Genomic DNA, 15,897 nt, shown 5'->3' with positions numbered 1-15,897 from the left:
ACCAAACTGAATTAGTGAGGGAGTGTGGCGTGAAATTCAGGGTGGGGCTGGTAGCGGCCGTCGTGGCGATGGGGGTGGCCGGCTGGCCGCTGGCCGCGCAGGCGGCGAGTGGGCCGAGCGGGCAGACGGTGACGGCGTCGGTGACGACCGGGCTGAATCCGGCCGGGACCAAGGTCACCGTGCGCGGCAACGGATTCGACCTGAACAAGGGGATCTACGTCGCGTTCTGCGTGAACAAGGGCCCTGGGCAACTACCTTCGCCGTGCCTGGGTGGGGTGGACATGAAGGGTGAATCCGGTTCGTCGGTGTGGATCTCGTCGAACCCGCCGTCGTACGGCGAAGGGCTGGCGCGGCCGTTCACCCAGTCGGGTGGCAAGGGGTCGTTCCAGGTGCAGCTGACGGTGAAGGCCAAGGATCAGTTCACCAACTGCCTGGACAAGAAGGTCGCTCCACTCGGCTGTGTGATCGGGACACGCGCAGACCACACCCGCACGGCGGATCGCAGCGCCGACGTGCTGATCCCGGTCACGTTCACGGGCTCGAGCGGTCAGCCCACCACGACGCCCAGTGCGACCAACCAGCCCACCACCGCACCCAGCACCCCGAACACCGGTGGCGGTAAGGACAAGCCGACCGGCAACCTGGCCAACACCGGCGGTCTGGCGATCGGCTTCGCGGCAGCGGCCGTCGTACTGCTCGGTGGTGGTGCCGCCCTCATCCTGGTCAGCCGACGCAAGACCACTTCGCAGAAGGAGACCTCGGCATGAGCCGCCGCCTCGGCTTCGCACTGTTCGCGAGTTTGGCGGCGGTCGCCGCGTCCAGTATCGGTCTGAACCCAGCTTCGGCTGAGGTCACACCGACTCCGGCAGTACCGACCTTCACTCCGAAGATCGAGGTTTCGAAGACCTCCGAGATCACAGCGGGTGAGGACCTTGTGGTGAAGGGGTCTGGGTTCGACCCGGCGGCCAACGCCTCGCTGCGCCCGCCGGTCACCGTCGGTCAGCCTGCCGGCGTGTACGTCGTGTTCGGGTCGTTCGCCGACAACTGGCAGCCGTCGACCGGTGCGGACGCGACCACCCGGACGCTGCTCGACACCAAGTGGGCGGTACCGCAACCGTCGTACGACCAGGTCTCGACCGACTTCCCGGCGCAGAAGCCGCGGATGGTTCTGCTGAACCCGGACGGCACGTTCGAGCTGACGGTGAAGACGAAGAAGGTTGCGGAGAACCCGCGCAACTACGGCGTCTACACCTACCCCGGCGGCGGTGCGGTCAACGCGGCGCACGAGCTCGCCGTCAAGGTGACGTTCGCGGGCGACACCCCGCCGACCACCCCGCCACCGCCGGTCGGTTCGCTGGACTGGGGGCTGAAGGCATCGTTCCGCACGTACGTCGAGGGCCCGATCGCGCACGGTTCGATCGCCGTGCAGGCTCCGGCGACTCGTCGTACCGATGGTTCGTTCCGCTTCGCCAATGGCACGGGGACTGCGGAGAAGGTGGGCTTCGAGGGTGGCGTGTACTTCAAGGGGCACGAGATGCAGGCGGGCAATCCGCTGCTCGAGGTGACCGTGCGCGACCTGCGGATCGCGCTCAACGGGAGTACCGGCAAGATCATCGCCGACGTGGTCAGCAAGAGCCTGGAGACCGGCCAGCCGGCGACGTACGACGACGTGGAGCTGGCCGCCCTCGACTTCGCCACCAAGCCGGTGGAGATCAAGGATGGCGTCGCGACTGTCGTCGGTGCGCCGGCGACGCTGACTTCGGCCGGTGTGCCCGCGTTCGCCGGCTTTTATGCGGCCGGTACGGCGCTCGATCCGGTCAGCTTCGCGGTTCGGCTGACCACGACCCCGACCTGGCAACCGAAGATCGACGTACTGGGGCCGGACGGCAAGCCGCTCGGTACCGTCCCGGCGGCTGGTGTGGTGGCGACGGTTCGCGGTAGCGGCTTCGACCCGGCGTCGAACCCGTCGACCCGGCCGCCGGTTACGCCCGGCAAGCCTGCTGGTGTGTACGTCGTGTTCGGCAGCTTCGACAAGACCTGGCGGCCGTCCGAGGGGGCACCGGCCGGTGCGCGCCGCGTGCTCGATCAGAAGTGGGCGCTGCCGGATGCTTCTCGCCCAGGGCAGGATCCGGCGTTCGTGACGCTGAACCCGGATGGGACCTTCGAAGCCACGGTGAACGTGAAGCCGGCCGATACGGCGTCGGGGACCTACGGCATCGCGACGTACGCCGCTGGTGGTGCTGCGCCGAATGCACCGCAGGAACTGCTCAAGCCGGTGGTCTTCGGTGGCGGCACTGCGGTGCTGACTGTTGCGCCTCATGCCGACCTGAGTGACGGGCAGACCGTGCGCGTGACGGGTGCGGGGTATGCGCCGAACCGTGCGCTGTATGTCGCGCAGACGCCGCAAGGTACGTCGGGTTCGTCGAACCCCTCGCCGTTCTCCGGGGCGCAGCGGGTTGTCACCACGGCGGCGGGGACGTTCGAGACCACGGTGCAGACTGCGGTGACGTTTACCAATGAAGGCGTGAAGATCGACTGTGAGGCGGTCGCTTGTTACCTCGCGAGCTTCAACTCACCGCTTGCCTCGGACAACGAGGCGGTCGACCTGCGCGGGGATCGGACGCAGGACGTGTTCCGTGCGATCACCTTCAAGAATGCTGGACCGCAGCCGGTGCTGCCGGTCGTGACTGCTCAGCCGCGTGGACTTGCGATTGTTGCTGGGGGCAACGTTGAGTTCACGGCGGCGGCGACCGGTACGCCGGTTCCGACTGTGCAGTGGGAACGTAGTGGTGATGAGGGGAAGATGTGGGCGCCGATCGCGTCGCCGTCTGCGGTGACGAGCACGTTGAAGGTGGACGCCGTACAGGCTGCTGACAACGGGGCGCGGTTCCGGGCTGTGTTCAGCAACGCAGCTGGGTCGGCTACGTCTGCGGCTGCTGTGCTGACGGTTGCCGGAGCTGATCCCAAGGTCACGGTGACGTCTGCGGTGAAGCAGGGCGGCGAATTGGTTGCTGAGGGCAGCGGGTTCCCGGCTGGGCGGAAGGTTTCGGCGGCGGTGGATGGTGCGACGGATGCGCCGGAGTTCAGCTTCAGCAATGCGAATGGTCAGACGGTGACGGTCAGCTCGGCGAACGGTAAGGCTTTGTCAGTTGCCGGTGGCAAGCTCGTGCTGACGAACGGCGCGCAGCTTGCGGTCAAGGTCAGCGGGTTGCGGAACAGTCGCGAGAACACCGCGGCGGCGCCGAACGGGTTCTACGTGATGACGGCGGTCGACAACGGTGCCGGGCAGACCGCGTCGCCGGCGATCGGTGGTGCCGATCTGACAGGCAAGAGCGGGCAGTCGGCGTGGATCACCAACTATCCGTACGCCGGTTCCGAGAACATCGTCGTACGGATCGGGACCGACCTGGTGGCCCGAACGACAGTGACGGTGGCGTCGAAGGATGACCTGACCGACTGTACTTCTACCCCTCGCGGCTGTGTTCTGTACTTGCGTGCGGACCACCGGTCGACGGCGAACCGGGCGTTCGACGTACGGGTGCCGTTGGAGTTTGCGACGGCCTCGGCTCTGGCTGTTGGTACGACGCTGGGTGAGCAGGAGGCGGATGCGGACGGCAACGTGCGGTTCGCCTGGAAGGTGCCGAACGACTTCGCCATCGGCAAACACGTGCTGACTCTGATGGGACCGTCGGGTCTGACCGCCTCGGCGAACTTCTCAGTCACCTCGGCCGTGACGCCGATGCCCACCCCCACACCCACCCCGTCTCCCACTACAACGCAGCCGCCGGTAACCAACCCACCCACCAAGCCAACCGGCTCCCTCGCCAACACCGGCGGCGCCGGCCTCTGGCTCCCCATCGGCGGCGCCGTACTCCTCCTAACCGGCCTGCTGATCACCTTCACCACCCGAAGGAAGCACTCATGACACACCCCTTCACCCCAGACATCGTCGAGGCCGTGCTCAAGCACATGAACACCGACCACGGCGGCCACTCGCTGGAGATCGTCCAGATCCTCGGCCACCAGCCCGACGCCACCGCCGTCGAACTCACCGCCCTCGACCCAACCGCCGCCGTCTTCACCGCAACCGTCGCCGGCCACCCGGTCGAAGTCCGCATCCCCTGGTCGGAACCAATCACCGACCGCCCCCAGTTCCGCTCCGAGTTCGCCCGCATGCACCGCCAAACCCAACCCCACTGACCCCCGGCCACCTGCTAACCCCCACCGGCCCCCCCCGAGCGGCATTTGGTGGGTGCACCCACCAAAGGGGAGGTTCCCACCCCGGAATTTGGTGGGGGAAGGTCCTATCCGGTGGGTTCACCCACCAGATGGTGGGGTGCTGCACGGCCGGTGGTGCTGGTCGAGGGGCGGTTACGGTGGGGGGACTTGGCTGAGGAGGGGTTGGCGTGGTTGAGCGGATCGGGCTTGTGGTTCACGAGGGGCGGGAGGTGGCCGTCCGGACGGCAGGGACGGTGCGGGCCTGGGCGGACAAGCACGGGATCGGGTGTACCGATATCGACGTGTGGAAGGACCACGAGGGCCGGCGGAGTGGGATGGCTGAGCTGCATCATGCGGGGGACCCGGATTTGGTGGTGACGCTGGGTGGGGACGGGACGTTCCTGCGGGGTGCGCGGATCGCGGCGAAGAACGATGCCGCCGTACTGGGGGTGGATCTCGGGAAGGTCGGGTTTCTGACCGAGGTTGCGTGTAAGGACGTGGAGGCGGCGCTCGAGGCGGTGCATCACGGTGGGGCGACGATCGAGGAGCGGATGACGCTCACGATGCGGGCTTCGCGGGCGCTGGAGATTCCGGACGGGATCGAGTCGCTGCTGCGGTACGGGCACGGTCCTGCGTTGCCGCCGCCGGCGGTTCGGCCGGAGAGCACGGAGGGGAACGGGTGGGGGCTCGCGCTCGACGTGACGGCGCTGAACGACGTCGTACTGGAGAAGCTTGCGCGGGATCACCAGGTGGCCCTCGGGGTGTACCTGGCCGGGCGGCTGCTGGCGTCGTACTCGGCGGATGCGGTGATCGTGGCGACGCCGACCGGTTCGACGGCATATAGCTTTGCGGCCGGTGGGCCGATCTTGTCGCCTAATACGAACGCGATCGTGTTCACACCGGTGGCGCCGCATATGACGTTCAACCGGAGTGTGATCGCTGCTCCGGATGAGCCGATCGCGCTGCGGGTGCTGCCGCATTCGGGGCAGGCTGCGGTGAGCATCGACGGGCAGCTGCGCGGCGTACTGGATCCGGGGGACTGGATCGGGGTGTACGGGTCGGCGCGTCCGCTTCGGCTGGTGCGGTTGCGGCCGACCGACTTCTACGGGCGGCTGCGGGATCGCTTCCGGCTGACCGACGCGCCCGCGACCGGGGTGGACGGCGAGTCGGATGCGTTCTTCCTGCCCGGGGATTCGCCGGTACCGCCGGACCTCGCGCACCTGCGGTTGCCACCACCTGCTTCCGAGGCCCGGTAGGGTCTCTCCTCATGCGAAACGTGGTGATCCTGGCCGGGGGCTCGGGGACGCGGCTGTGGCCGATGTCCAGGGACGACAGGCCGAAGCAGGTGCTGCCGTTGGCGGCTGGTGAGTCGCTGCTGCGGGTGGCGTACAACCGGCTGCAAGGACTCGTCGAGCCGGAGAACATCTACGTGTGCACGGTCGGTGCGTACGCAGACGTTGTCCGCAAGGAGCTTCCGGAGCTCGGCCCGCACGCCATCATCGGCGAGCCGGCCCGCCGGGACACCGCGAACGCGGTGGGTCTCGCGTCGGCTGTTGTTGCGCGGAACGATCCGGACGCGGTCGTCGCGTTCGTCGGGTCGGACCACCTGATCAGCCCGGAGGACGAGTTCCGGGCGGCGATCGAGGCTGGGTTCGCGGTCGTGGAGCAGCGGCCGCGGGCGCTGGTGACGTTCGGGATCGAGCCGACGCACCCGCATACCGGTCTGGGCTACATCGAGCGCGGTACGGCGATCGAGGGTACGGCGGCGTTCGTTGTGGACCGGTTCCGCGAGAAGCCGGATCTGGCGACGGCCGAGGAGTACCTGGCCACCGGGCGGTTCTGGTGGAACTCGGGGATGTTCGTGTGGCGGGCCGAGACCGTGCTGAGCGTGCTCGACGAACTGCTGCCGGAGTCGGCTGCGAATCTGCGTCAGGTCGCGTCCGTGTGGGACACGCCTGAGCGCGAGGGAACGCTGGCCGGGATCTACCCGAACCTGCGCAAGATCAGCGTGGACTACGCCGTCATGGAGCCCGCCTCCCAGGGCAAGGTCGACGCCGAGGTGGTCGTCGTACCGATGCCCGTGCACTGGCTCGACGTCGGCTCCTGGGCCGCCCTGGCCGGCACCTACGCGGAAGACCCGAACGGCAACCGCACCGACGGCACCACCCTGAGCTGCCTGCTCGACTCCCACGACAACATCATCGTCACCGACGACCCCAACCACCTGATCGCCACCGTAGGCCTGCGCAGCCACATCATCGTCCACACCCAGGACGTCACCATGGTCTGCCCCCTGTCCGACGGCGAACGAGTCAAAGACCTGGTAGCCCAAGTCCAGTCCGACCACGCCACCAAGTACCTGTAAACGGGGCCTTGAACAAGAAGTGGGGGCTGTGAACAAGTAATAACCTGTTCACAGCCCCCACTTGGGGTTAAGACCCCCGCTGGGTGGTCAGCCGCCGTTGGGCTCTTGGGCGTCGGTGGCCGGGTACTTGTCCATGAAGGTTTTGAGGGCTTCGCCGCTGACGGAGCCGCAGAACTGGCGGTGGCCGAAGGCTTCGGTGGCGCCGGCCTTGTTACCGGACCAGTGCGCGAAGGCGAGGTTCTTGCCGTCGGGCCAGGGCTTGCCTTCGTCGGCCTTGAAGGGGGCCGCGATGAACTTGCCGAGGGTCGACTCCGGGAGCTTGGCCTTGGAGATCTGCTCGATCTGGTCGATCTGGTCCTTGGGCAGGGTGTCCTTGTACCAGAGGATCGTGTAGCCGTGCTCCAGGTTGTGGACCAGGTTCGGGACCTTCGGGCGGTCGGCCAGGGTGTAGAACTTGCGCCCGAACGGCGCCCAGTCCGGGTAGTGCGGACCGGACACCGGCGGCGACTCGTTGTACATGATCACGGTGCCCTCGGGCTTGTGGTCCATGGTGCCGCCGGCCTTGTCCTCCGTGGGCGTGTCACACGAGGCGGCGCTCGCGCTGACGCCGAACGCGGTGATGTCCTGGCCCTTGGTCCGCGAGTCCTGGATCAGCTTGATCGCCGGGTAGGCGATGATGGCCAGACCGACGACGATCGAGGCGACCACGATCAGCAGGGTCCGGTTCTTGTCGGACCGGGCCTGGTCGCGCTGCATCTTCTCGATCATCTCGCGGCGTGCCTGCTTCTGCGATGACGCTTTACCCACAGTGTTGGTCTTCCCGGATCGGGGCGGCCATCGCGCCGCCGTGCGGATGCAGTGTACGAGGAGTTGCTAAGAAGTTGCCTAGAAATCTATCGGGACCGTGAGCCGAACGTGACCGTCGCCTCACTCCCCGGGCCCGTCCGCACGCTCACGCCGTACCCCTCGGCGTGCAGCAGGACTGCCAGCCGCTCCGCGATCAGACCGACCGTCACCGGCTCCTCACCGAAGACCGTGACCGCGTTGTCGAGCACCTGCAGGTGGACGTCCTCGACCTCGGTCAGCAGCCCGTCCCACAGCGCCGGATCGACCTCACGGGGCCCAGTAGGCGCCTGACGCTCCAGTACGGCGGCCCGCGCCGCCTCCCGCGTGCCCAGACTGAACATGTCGTGCTCGGCGTCCCGCACCAGCGCCCGAGCGCCCGGACCGTGCTCTCCGACCGGCAGTACGACGTCCGCCAGCCCACGCACGATCGCCACCGGCACCCCGTCCGCCTTGCCCTTCACCAGCTCACTGGCGCTCGCGATCTCGTCGGCCAGCGCCGGCTCGGTCACCGCGAGCACATTGCCGTGGCTGTCCGTCGTACCGCGGAGGTCCTCCACCACGCGCACTCCGGCCGCCCCGATGGCCAGATCGGTCTGTCCGTTGCGCCATGGCCGCCCGAGCGTGTCTGTGACGACCACACCGACGTTCACGTCGTACTGGGCTTTCAGAGCCTCCCGCAGCGCCCGTGCAGAGGCGTCTGGGTCCACCGGTAGCAGCAGAACTGTCCCAGGGGCCGTGTTGGAGGTGTCCGTGCCCGCAGCAGCCATCACCAGGCCGTGGCGGGTCTGGACGATCCGGGTCTCGCCGCGCTGCGCCACGACCCGCACCAGCTCGGCGTCGACCGCCTCCTGCCGGGTGCCGTAGGTGATTCGGCCCTCGGCCTTGCTCATGATCTTGGAGGTCACCGACACGACATCCCCGTCGCGGAGGTCCGCGGGCCCGATCAGCGCGGCCAGGTCGTCGCCGGCCGCCACCTCCGGTAGTCCGGTCACCGGGAAGACTTCCAGGTGTTTCCTCATCGCCGTACTGCCTCCGCGAGGTTCAGAGCCGCATCGGCCATCGCGGCGGTGGTGGTCTCGTCCGTCATCCACAACGGCACCGCCTGCACATGAATTCCGGCTCCGGCGATCGAGTCGGCCTGGATCGAGTCCGAGGTGTCGATCAGCCAGCCGTCCAGTACGCCGCCCGACGTCCGCGACCCGTAGAACCGGGCGACCGCGGAGGCGGTCGACGCGACCCCGACCGCGGCCAGTACCTTGTCGGCCATCCCGCGGACCGGACCGGTGCCGATGATCGGTGACAGCCCGATCACCGGGGCTGCGGTCTCCCGGACGGCGTCGCGGATTCCCGGTACGCCGAGGATGGTGCCGACCGAGACCACCGGGTTGGACGGCGGGATCAGCACCACGTCGGCGTCCGCGATGGCCTCCAGTACGCCGGGCGCGGGCTTGGCCTTGTCCTGGCCGACCGCGACGATCTGGTGGGCGGTGACCTCGGCGTGCCAGCGCACCCAGTACTCCTGGAAGTGGATGGCCTTGCGCTTGCCGGGCTGCTCCGGGTCGTCCACGACGACGTGGGTCTCGACCCGGTCGTCGCTCATCGGCAGCAGCCGGACCGGCAGCTTCCACCGCTGGCACAGCGCCTCGGTGACCGCGGTCAGGCCGTAGCCGGCGTCCAGCATCTGGGTCCGGACCAGGTGCGTGGCCACGTCCCGGTCCCCGAGCCCGAACCAGGTCGGCTCCACGCCGTACTCGGCGAGCTCCTCCTTGATCACCCAGGTCTCGTCCTCACGGCCCCAGCCGCGCTCCTTCGAGATGCCGCCGCCGAGCGTGTACATCACCGTGTCCAGGTCCGGGCAGACGCGCAGACCGAAGAGGGTGATGTCGTCGGCGGTGTTCCCCACCACGGTGATCTCGGCGTCCGGGCGGGCCTTCAGTAGCCCGCGGATGAAGGTGGATCCACCGACGCCGCCGGCCAGCACTGTCAATCGCATGGGAAGAGTCTGCACGAGTCGTCAATGCGCCGAGCCACCGCACGACTATGCTGCGGTGGGTCCGAACATCCGCACAGCTCAGTTGTACGGCCCCCAACATCCCGAGGAGCCCTCGTGGTCACCGACGCAACCAAGAAGCTCAGAGAGCCGGTCGCGTACATTCTGCTCGCTTTCGCTGCCCTTTCCGTGCTGGCGGTCCTGGTCCTGCTGTTCTTCGGCGACAGCACCTTCGCGACCAACGCCCTCCGCGCGCAGAGCCGGCTCGCGCCGTCCGACGTCAGTGGCATCCTGCTGCTGCTCAGCCTGGCCGCATCGGTGTGGCTGGTCAACGAGGCGGGTGAGCGTACGACGAACGCCCGGCTCGTCACGATCGCCGCCCTCGCGATCGCCGGTGTCGCCGTACTGGTCGGGCTGATCGCGACGTTCTCCGTCTTCGGGGCCAACGGCTCCGGCGGCCTGCTGACAGCCACGTTCATCTCGTCGCTGGCCGGCCTGGCTCTGTACGGCGCTGTCGGTTACTACATCTTCAACACCTTCCAGGGGCTGCCGGCCGCGGTGCGTGCGCCGAAGCCGGGTCAGTTCGCACCCCAGGGGCAGTACGGCAACCAGTACGGCCAGCAGCAGGGTGGCCAGTACGGTCAGCAGGGTGGCCAGTACGGCCAGCCGGGCCAGCAGGGTCAGTACCCGCAGCAGGGCGGCCAGTTCGAGCAGGGCCAGCAGAGCCAGTACGGCGGTTATGGCGCGGCAGCCGGTGCAGGTGCGGCCGCTGGTGCCGCAGGCGGTTACGCAGCGGCTCAGGGCGACCAGCAGTGGCCGCAGGAGCAGGGCTGGAACCAGGGCGAGCAGCAGCAGGCCTGGTCCGCCGGCGAGGCAGAGGCTCAGCAGCACGCTCCGGCCGAGCAGGCCTGGTCTGCTGGTGCCCAGCCGGGCACCGAGCCGACCCAGCAGTGGAGCTCGGAAGGCCAGCAGCACTACGGCGGCCAGGAAGCCCAAGGAACCCAGTGGCCGCAGGAGCAGGGCCAGGGATCACAGTGGAGTGACGGCAGCCAGCAGCAGTGGTCCGGCCAGGACTACCCGCAGCAGGAGTGGCCGTCGCAGTCCGGTCAGGCCGAGCAGGCGCAGCCGGAGGCTCAGCAGACCTGGCAGTCCGGTGAGCAGTCCTGGCCCGCCGAGGAGGCCCCGGCTGCCACGCCGGAGGCCGCGGAGCCGGCACCGGCCGCCGAGCCGGCTGCCGACGAAACCCGGGTGGACCCGCGGGTTTCCGAGACCGAGAAGGACGACCAGGGCCAGCAGCCAGGGCAGGGTCAGCAGGGCTGGTGGTCGCAGCCGTCCTGACCGGACGCCTGCCCCGTAAGGCTGTAAGCCCTTACCAGAAACTGTTGACAAAACAACTTCATGCAGTTTCCAGCCGTAGCACATGAACACGAGAGGCCTGTGTACACAGGCCTCTCGTTGTTTTGCAGCCATGTTGCGGATGATGCCAATAGCAGACCACGGCTTGACTTTCGTGGATTGCAGGAATGTAATTTCAACCGTGTCGTTCGTTGACACTCGGTATCGGGGACCGTTTTGCAGAGTGCAGGACGGTCGAGGTCAGGCATGTGAACCGCAAACTCACATGTACAGGGGAACGAACAGGGTCGAGGAGGTCGTACCGTGACAGAGCTACTGGCGATTGTCGACGGTGAGGCGATCGAGGAGGAGCCGAACTGGCAGGAACGGGCGCTGTGTGCCCAGACCGATCCAGAGGCTTTCTTCCCGGAGAAGGGCGGTTCCACCCGCGAGGCGAAGAAGGTCTGTCTCGGGTGTGACGTCCGTGGTGAGTGCCTGGAGTACGCACTCCACAACGATGAGCGCTTCGGAATCTGGGGCGGTCTGTCGGAGCGGGAGCGCCGCAAGCTGAAGAAGAAGGCCGTCTGACGGTCATCACGCCAGGTCAGTAGACAACTTCAGACGAACTTTCCGCGAGGCCCCGGGGGACCACCTGTCACCGGGGCCCGCGGCGTTCCGGACGCTTTTCGGACCGTCACCTCGGCGGCTGTATGGTGACCCAGACCGTCCGTACCCATTGAGGTGTCACAGCTCCGCATGGAACAAGAAGCTCCGGCCGGCTGGGAGTTCTTCGACTCTGTCGACTTCCCGACCGATCACATCGACGACCCGATGGGTCGCCCGCGGGTCCGGCACGTCGTGACCGCGGTGGTGGTCGGCCACGAGGGTGCGGCCTGGCTGCCGCGACTGTCCGAGGCGCTGTGGGCACTCAACCCGCGCCCCGACCGGCTGATCGCGGTCGACACCGGATCCACCGACGAGACCGCCGAGCTGCTCGCCTCGATGCCAGGTGTCGAGCCCGTGGTCAGCGTCTCCGCCCGGACGGGTTTCGGTACGGCGGTGGCCCGTGGCGTCGAGACAGTCGGGTTCGCGCCGATCCCCTCGCCGTACGGGCCGTACGGCGACGACGGGCACATGCCGGTGGTCGAGTGGCTCTGGCTGCTCCACGACGACTGCGCGCCCGCACCCAAGGCGCTGGAGAAGTTGTTGCTCCAGGCCACCATCGCACCGGAAGTGGGCATCTGGGGGCCGAAGCTGCGGCTCTGGCCGCGGGACCGCGATCTGCTCGAGGTCGGCGTCACCACGTCGCTGGGCGGCCGCCGCGACACCGGTATCGAGAACGGCGAGCTCGACCAGGGCCAGCACGACCAGCCGCGGAACGTGCTGGCGGTCAGCTCGGCCGGCATGCTGGTCCGTCGCGACGTCTGGGAATCGCTGAAGGGTTTCGACCCACGGCTGCCGATGTTCCGCGACGACATCGACTTCGGCTGGCGCGCGAGCCGCGCCGGTTTCCAGGTCGGCGTGGCGCCGGATGCGGTGGTCTACCACGCGCAGGCCGCGGCGACCGGTGAGCGGGCACTGGCCGGCACCCGCCGGCACGCGTACCAGCTCGACCGCGCCCATGCGTACTACACCGTCCTGGCGAACGCTCCTGGCAAGCTGTTGTCGATCCTGATCCTCAGGTTCCTGCTCGGCACGATCCTGCGGTCGGTCTGGTTCCTGATCGGCAAGACGCCGTCCGGTGCGGTCGACGAGTGGACGGCACTGCTCGGCACGCTGCTGGCCGGTGGCTGGACGCAGGCCCGCAAGGACCGCCGCAATCTCGACAAGGTCCCGTACGACGACATCAAGGGACTGTTCTCCCGGTCGGTGCACGCATTGCGGCACAACCTGGAGGAGACCACCAGCACCATCTCCGAGCGGATCCGCGAAGCCTGGGCGGACGAGCCGGAAGAGCAGGTGGTCACCACTGCGCGTCGTGCGAAGACCACAGCCCGGGTAGCCGTCGACCAGCCGCGCTGGCGTCGGCAGCTGATGCGGCGGCCGTTCCTGGTCGCGTGGGTGGTGCTGGCACTCGGCACGTTCATCGCCGCGCGCAGCCTGATCGGTAGCGGTGTGCTGCGCTCCAACCTGCTGCTGCCCGCGCACGAGAATCTGGCGGCGCTCTGGCATGCAGCCGCGTCCGCACCGACCGGCGTGACACCACCTGCGTGGCTGGGGCAGTTCTGGGCTCTCTCCGCGGTCATGTTCGGGCCGTCGGGAGCAACGAACGTTCTGCTGCTCGGTGCGATCCCACTGGCTGCACTGGCCGCGTGGGCCTTGCTACGGGCGTTCATCGTCGACCGGGGTGCCCGCGCGTGGGGCGCATCGGCGTACGGCATTGCAGTCTTTACGAACGGCGCGATCACGCAGGGCCGGATCGGGACGGTGGTGGCGGCGATCATGCTGCCCCTGCTCGGTGCTGCTGTCCACACCGTGGCGCGCCGGCGTCGCGTGGTCATCCAGGGCAGTTGGCGGGCCGCATGGTTCGCCGGTATCTGCCAGGCGATCCTGTTCGCGTTCACTCCGGCGATCGGCCTGATCGTCGCGGTCACTCTGGCCGTCGGTGGTGTGCTGGGCCTCGGCTGGCGCCGGCAAGGCCGGCAGCTGGTCTTCTCCGTGGTGCTCGGCCTCGTCCTGGTGCTGCCGTGGACGATCCAGCTGGTGCTGCACCCGTCGTTGCTGGGGCAAGAGGCGGGTGGTCGGCCGACCACTGCGGTCGGGCCGGGTGACAGCCTGCCGCATCTCCTGACCGGTACGCCGGTTGGTGGCCCCACGCCCTGGTGGTTCGCCATACCGCTGATCCTGGTGGCTCTGGTCAGTTTGCTGCGCGAGTCGCGGCAGCGGTACGAGCTGCTCGGCTGGTTCGTCGCGCTGGTCGGACTGATCGGCACACTCGTGTCGAGCCGGCTGGGCGGCGGAAGCGGTCCGCTGATGTTCCTGATGACCGCAGGCTGGGTCATTGCGGTCACTGTGGCCTGGGACTCGGTTGGGAAGACCAGTGACGTTCTCATCCAGGGTGTGCTGGGCGTTGTGCTGGTGACGACGATCGTGACAGCCGGCTTCTGGCTGGTGCGTGGTGTGGACGGACCGCTGTGGCGGGGATCGGCGCAGGACCTCCCGGCGTACCTGATCTCGGCGCAGGGTCCACCGACGAACGATTCGATTCTGGTTGTCCGCAAGGCTCCAGGCAGCCCGATGCGGTATTCGCTGGTCAAGGACGGCGGTCCGCGGATGGGTTCCGTGGAGGCGGCTCCGAAGCCCGAGCAGGTCAAGCCGATCACCGACGTACTGTCGACGCTGGGTGGCGGTGGTTCCGGTGAAGAAGGACGTCAGCTGGCTGCCCTGGCCGTCGACTACGTCTATCTGCCCGCACCGGTGGATCCGACCTTGCAGTCGACACTCGACTCGCTGCCGGGCCTCACCCGAGCCAGCGCCAACGAGGGCGACGCCTCCTGGTTGGTGGACCGGTCGAACGGTGAGGGCAAGTCGCCGCTGGGCGAGGTGACCCACAACCTGTGGCGCATCCTCGGCCTGATCGCGTGGATCATCGCGCTGATCTTCTGCCTGCCGACAGTCCGCCGGACGGTCGCCGTACCGCATGGCACCCACGCCAGGAGGGACCGATGAGCAGCGTGCTGTCGGATCCGCGCATCCGGCTCGGAGCGTGTGTGCTGGCGATCGCCGTGGTCGGCGGGCTGGCCGTCGTCACCAAGCCGAAGCAGCCCAACGTCGAGCCGCAGGCCGCGCAGGCCCCGACCCGATCCATCGTCAACCGGACCGCGCTGGCCTGTCCGGCGCCGGCAGCGGGTGGCAAGCAGACCAGTGTGGTGAGTGGCGTGGCGCCGGCCCTGCCCGCGGGCACACCGGTCGCCAAGGGCGATGAGTCCCCGCTGTCGATCTCGCCGCTGGCCACCACTGCCGATCCGCTCGGCTCGCTGCTGGTCCGCGGCAAGATCGGCTCGAGCCCCGCGGCCCCCAAGCCGCAGGTCCTGTCGATCCGCGGCACCGGTCCGCTCGCCGCAGGTGCAGTAGGGACCAGTACGACGATTGCCACCAGCGGTGTGAACAGCGGAATGGCCAGTGCGCCGTGCCAGCTGCCCGGCTCCGATTTCTGGTTCGTCGGTGCGTCCACGGCTCCCGATCGCCGGGACGTGCTCACGCTGACCAACCTGGACAGCATCAACGCCGCAGTGAACGTGACGATCTACTCGAACAAGGGCCAGCTGGATGTGCCGTCCGCCCGCGGACTCGTGATCCCGGCGCGCTCGACGTACGAGCTGTTCCTCGATCAGGTCGCCCGCAGCCAGAAGGACCTTGCGCTGCACATCGTGTCGACCGGTGGCCGGGTGGCTCCGGCACTGCGCGACTACGCGACCAAGGCCGACAAGACGCCGGCCGGGGTCGACTGGATCGGCCCCGCCGTCCCACCGTCGACCAAGGTGTACGTGCCGGCCGCGGCGCCCGGCCCCGGACAGCGGAAGCTGGTGCTGGCGAACCCGTCGGACCTGCAGGCCACGATCAGCCTGACGGTGAACGGTCCGAACGGCCCGTTCAAACCAGCCGGGCTGGAGACGGTTCGGCTGCCCGCGGGTGCGGTGAGCACGATCGACCTGACCAAGGTGCTGCATGGCGATGCCAGTGGCATCAGCCTGGTGTCGGACCAGCCGGTGACTGCCTCGCTGCGGATGATCGACAAGAGTGGCTCGGACTTCGCTTCGATCGCTGCGACCGAGGGACTGACCGGACCGGCGTACCTGGTGCTGCCGGCGCATGCGCAGCCGGCCATCCTGCAGGTGACGGCTCCGGGCAAGGCATCGAGTGTGAAGATCGACCTGCGGGATGCGGCAGGCAAGTCGCTGCAGAGCCGCGCGGTCGACGTGATCGCCGGTTCGACGACTCAGATCGCGTTCAAGCCGCAGACCGGGCCGACGTACCTGACGGTGGAGCAGACCCGCGGGACGGTCGTCGCCGGTGTCACGCTGATGCCTGCAGCCAAGGGCAATGCCACGCCGCAGGTCGCAGCGTGGCCGCTGACCACGTCACTGGTGTTCCGGGCCCAGCTGGGCGCGCAGCCCGACGTACGAGCGGCTCTGCGCTAAGA

Annotated in this window: 12 protein-coding genes; 9 read left to right on the top strand and 3 right to left on the bottom strand. The window is 68.2% G+C overall.

Annotated features, from left to right (window positions below):
- The first annotated feature begins 29 nt into the window (after window positions 1-29).
- The 5 genes from ACFCV3_RS05385 to ACFCV3_RS05365 all read left to right on the top strand — a co-directional run bounded on the left by ACFCV3_RS05385 (window position 30) and on the right by ACFCV3_RS05365 (window position 6,583).
- Window positions 30-767, top strand: a complete 738-nt coding sequence (locus ACFCV3_RS05385; protein WP_376026302.1) for a hypothetical protein — start codon at window positions 30-32, stop codon at window positions 765-767.
- Complete coding sequence (locus ACFCV3_RS05380; protein WP_376026301.1) at window positions 764-3,925, top strand: HtaA domain-containing protein; 3,162 nt, start codon at window positions 764-766, stop codon at window positions 3,923-3,925. Before ACFCV3_RS05385 ends, ACFCV3_RS05380 begins: the two co-directional genes overlap by 4 nt.
- Complete coding sequence (locus ACFCV3_RS05375; RefSeq protein WP_376026299.1) at window positions 3,922-4,200, top strand: DUF2470 domain-containing protein; 279 nt, start codon at window positions 3,922-3,924, stop codon at window positions 4,198-4,200. The genes ACFCV3_RS05380 and ACFCV3_RS05375 overlap by 4 nt, the downstream gene beginning before the upstream one ends.
- A gap of 206 nt (window positions 4,201-4,406) precedes the next feature.
- Window positions 4,407-5,474: an NAD(+)/NADH kinase gene (locus ACFCV3_RS05370; protein ID WP_376026297.1), complete on the top strand. Its 1,068-nt coding sequence runs from the start codon at window positions 4,407-4,409 to the stop codon at window positions 5,472-5,474.
- 11 nt (window positions 5,475-5,485) lie between these two features.
- On the top strand, window positions 5,486-6,583 hold the full coding sequence (locus ACFCV3_RS05365; RefSeq protein WP_376026295.1) for a mannose-1-phosphate guanylyltransferase: 1,098 nt from the start codon (window positions 5,486-5,488) through the stop codon (window positions 6,581-6,583).
- An 87-nt stretch (window positions 6,584-6,670) separates the two neighbouring features.
- Here ACFCV3_RS05365 and ACFCV3_RS05360 read toward each other — a convergent pair whose 3' ends face one another.
- The 3 genes from ACFCV3_RS05360 to cofD all read right to left on the bottom strand — a co-directional run bounded on the left by ACFCV3_RS05360 (window position 6,671) and on the right by cofD (window position 9,422).
- On the bottom strand, window positions 6,671-7,390 hold the full coding sequence (locus ACFCV3_RS05360) for a DUF3105 domain-containing protein (protein ID WP_376026294.1): 720 nt from the start codon (window positions 7,388-7,390) through the stop codon (window positions 6,671-6,673).
- Window positions 7,391-7,476: 86 nt separating this feature from the next.
- Window positions 7,477-8,448, bottom strand: coding sequence for a coenzyme F420-0:L-glutamate ligase (locus tag ACFCV3_RS05355; protein ID WP_376026293.1), 972 nt, complete (start codon window positions 8,446-8,448; stop codon window positions 7,477-7,479).
- The gene (cofD, locus tag ACFCV3_RS05350; RefSeq protein WP_376026291.1) at window positions 8,445-9,422 is read right to left on the bottom strand and encodes a 2-phospho-L-lactate transferase; all 978 of its coding nucleotides are present in this window, start codon (window positions 9,420-9,422) and stop codon (window positions 8,445-8,447) included. The genes ACFCV3_RS05355 and cofD overlap by 4 nt, the downstream gene beginning before the upstream one ends.
- A 114-nt stretch (window positions 9,423-9,536) precedes the next feature.
- On the opposite strand from cofD, the gene ACFCV3_RS05345 reads away from it, so the two are divergent.
- The 4 genes from ACFCV3_RS05345 (at window position 9,537) to ACFCV3_RS05330 (ending at window position 15,895) form a co-directional block, all read left to right on the top strand.
- On the top strand, window positions 9,537-10,757 hold the full coding sequence (locus ACFCV3_RS05345) for a hypothetical protein (RefSeq protein ID WP_376026290.1): 1,221 nt from the start codon (window positions 9,537-9,539) through the stop codon (window positions 10,755-10,757).
- A gap of 333 nt (window positions 10,758-11,090) precedes the next feature.
- Window positions 11,091-11,342, top strand: coding sequence for a WhiB family transcriptional regulator (locus tag ACFCV3_RS05340; protein WP_203589828.1), 252 nt, complete (start codon window positions 11,091-11,093; stop codon window positions 11,340-11,342).
- Between the two features lie 168 nt (window positions 11,343-11,510).
- A complete protein-coding gene (locus ACFCV3_RS05335) occupies window positions 11,511-14,423 on the top strand; it encodes a glycosyltransferase (RefSeq protein WP_376026288.1) in 2,913 nt (970 codons plus the stop codon).
- Window positions 14,420-15,895 carry a DUF5719 family protein gene (locus ACFCV3_RS05330; RefSeq protein WP_376026287.1) on the top strand — a complete coding sequence of 492 codons (1,476 nt, stop codon included), beginning with the start codon at window positions 14,420-14,422 and terminating at the stop codon, window positions 15,893-15,895. The genes ACFCV3_RS05335 and ACFCV3_RS05330 overlap by 4 nt, the downstream gene beginning before the upstream one ends.
- Window positions 15,896-15,897: the final 2 nt, after the last annotated feature.

Origin of the sequence: Kribbella sp. NPDC056345, from assembly GCF_042262745.1 — a bacterium.
Taxonomy (GTDB): domain Bacteria; phylum Actinomycetota; class Actinomycetes; order Propionibacteriales; family Kribbellaceae; genus Kribbella.
The sequence above is the reverse complement of the archived record's forward strand: the minus strand, read 5'-3'. Positions and strand labels throughout refer to the sequence as shown.

What these genes read in the sequence shown, in the direction of transcription:
- ACFCV3_RS05330 (WP_376026287.1), top strand. Translation starts at nt 14,420, where the DNA reads ATGAGCAGCGTGCTGTCGGATCCGCGCATCCGGCTCGGAGCGTGTGTG.
- ACFCV3_RS05380 (WP_376026301.1), top strand. Translation starts at nt 764, where the DNA reads ATGAGCCGCCGCCTCGGCTTCGCACTGTTCGCGAGTTTGGCGGCGGTC.
- ACFCV3_RS05365 (WP_376026295.1), top strand. Translation starts at nt 5,486, where the DNA reads ATGCGAAACGTGGTGATCCTGGCCGGGGGCTCGGGGACGCGGCTGTGG.
- ACFCV3_RS05375 (WP_376026299.1), top strand. Translation starts at nt 3,922, where the DNA reads ATGACACACCCCTTCACCCCAGACATCGTCGAGGCCGTGCTCAAGCAC.
- ACFCV3_RS05335 (WP_376026288.1), top strand. Translation starts at nt 11,511, where the DNA reads ATGGAACAAGAAGCTCCGGCCGGCTGGGAGTTCTTCGACTCTGTCGAC.
- cofD (WP_376026291.1), bottom strand. Translation starts at nt 9,422, where the DNA reads ATGCGATTGACAGTGCTGGCCGGCGGCGTCGGTGGATCCACCTTCATC.
- ACFCV3_RS05355 (WP_376026293.1), bottom strand. Translation starts at nt 8,448, where the DNA reads ATGAGGAAACACCTGGAAGTCTTCCCGGTGACCGGACTACCGGAGGTG.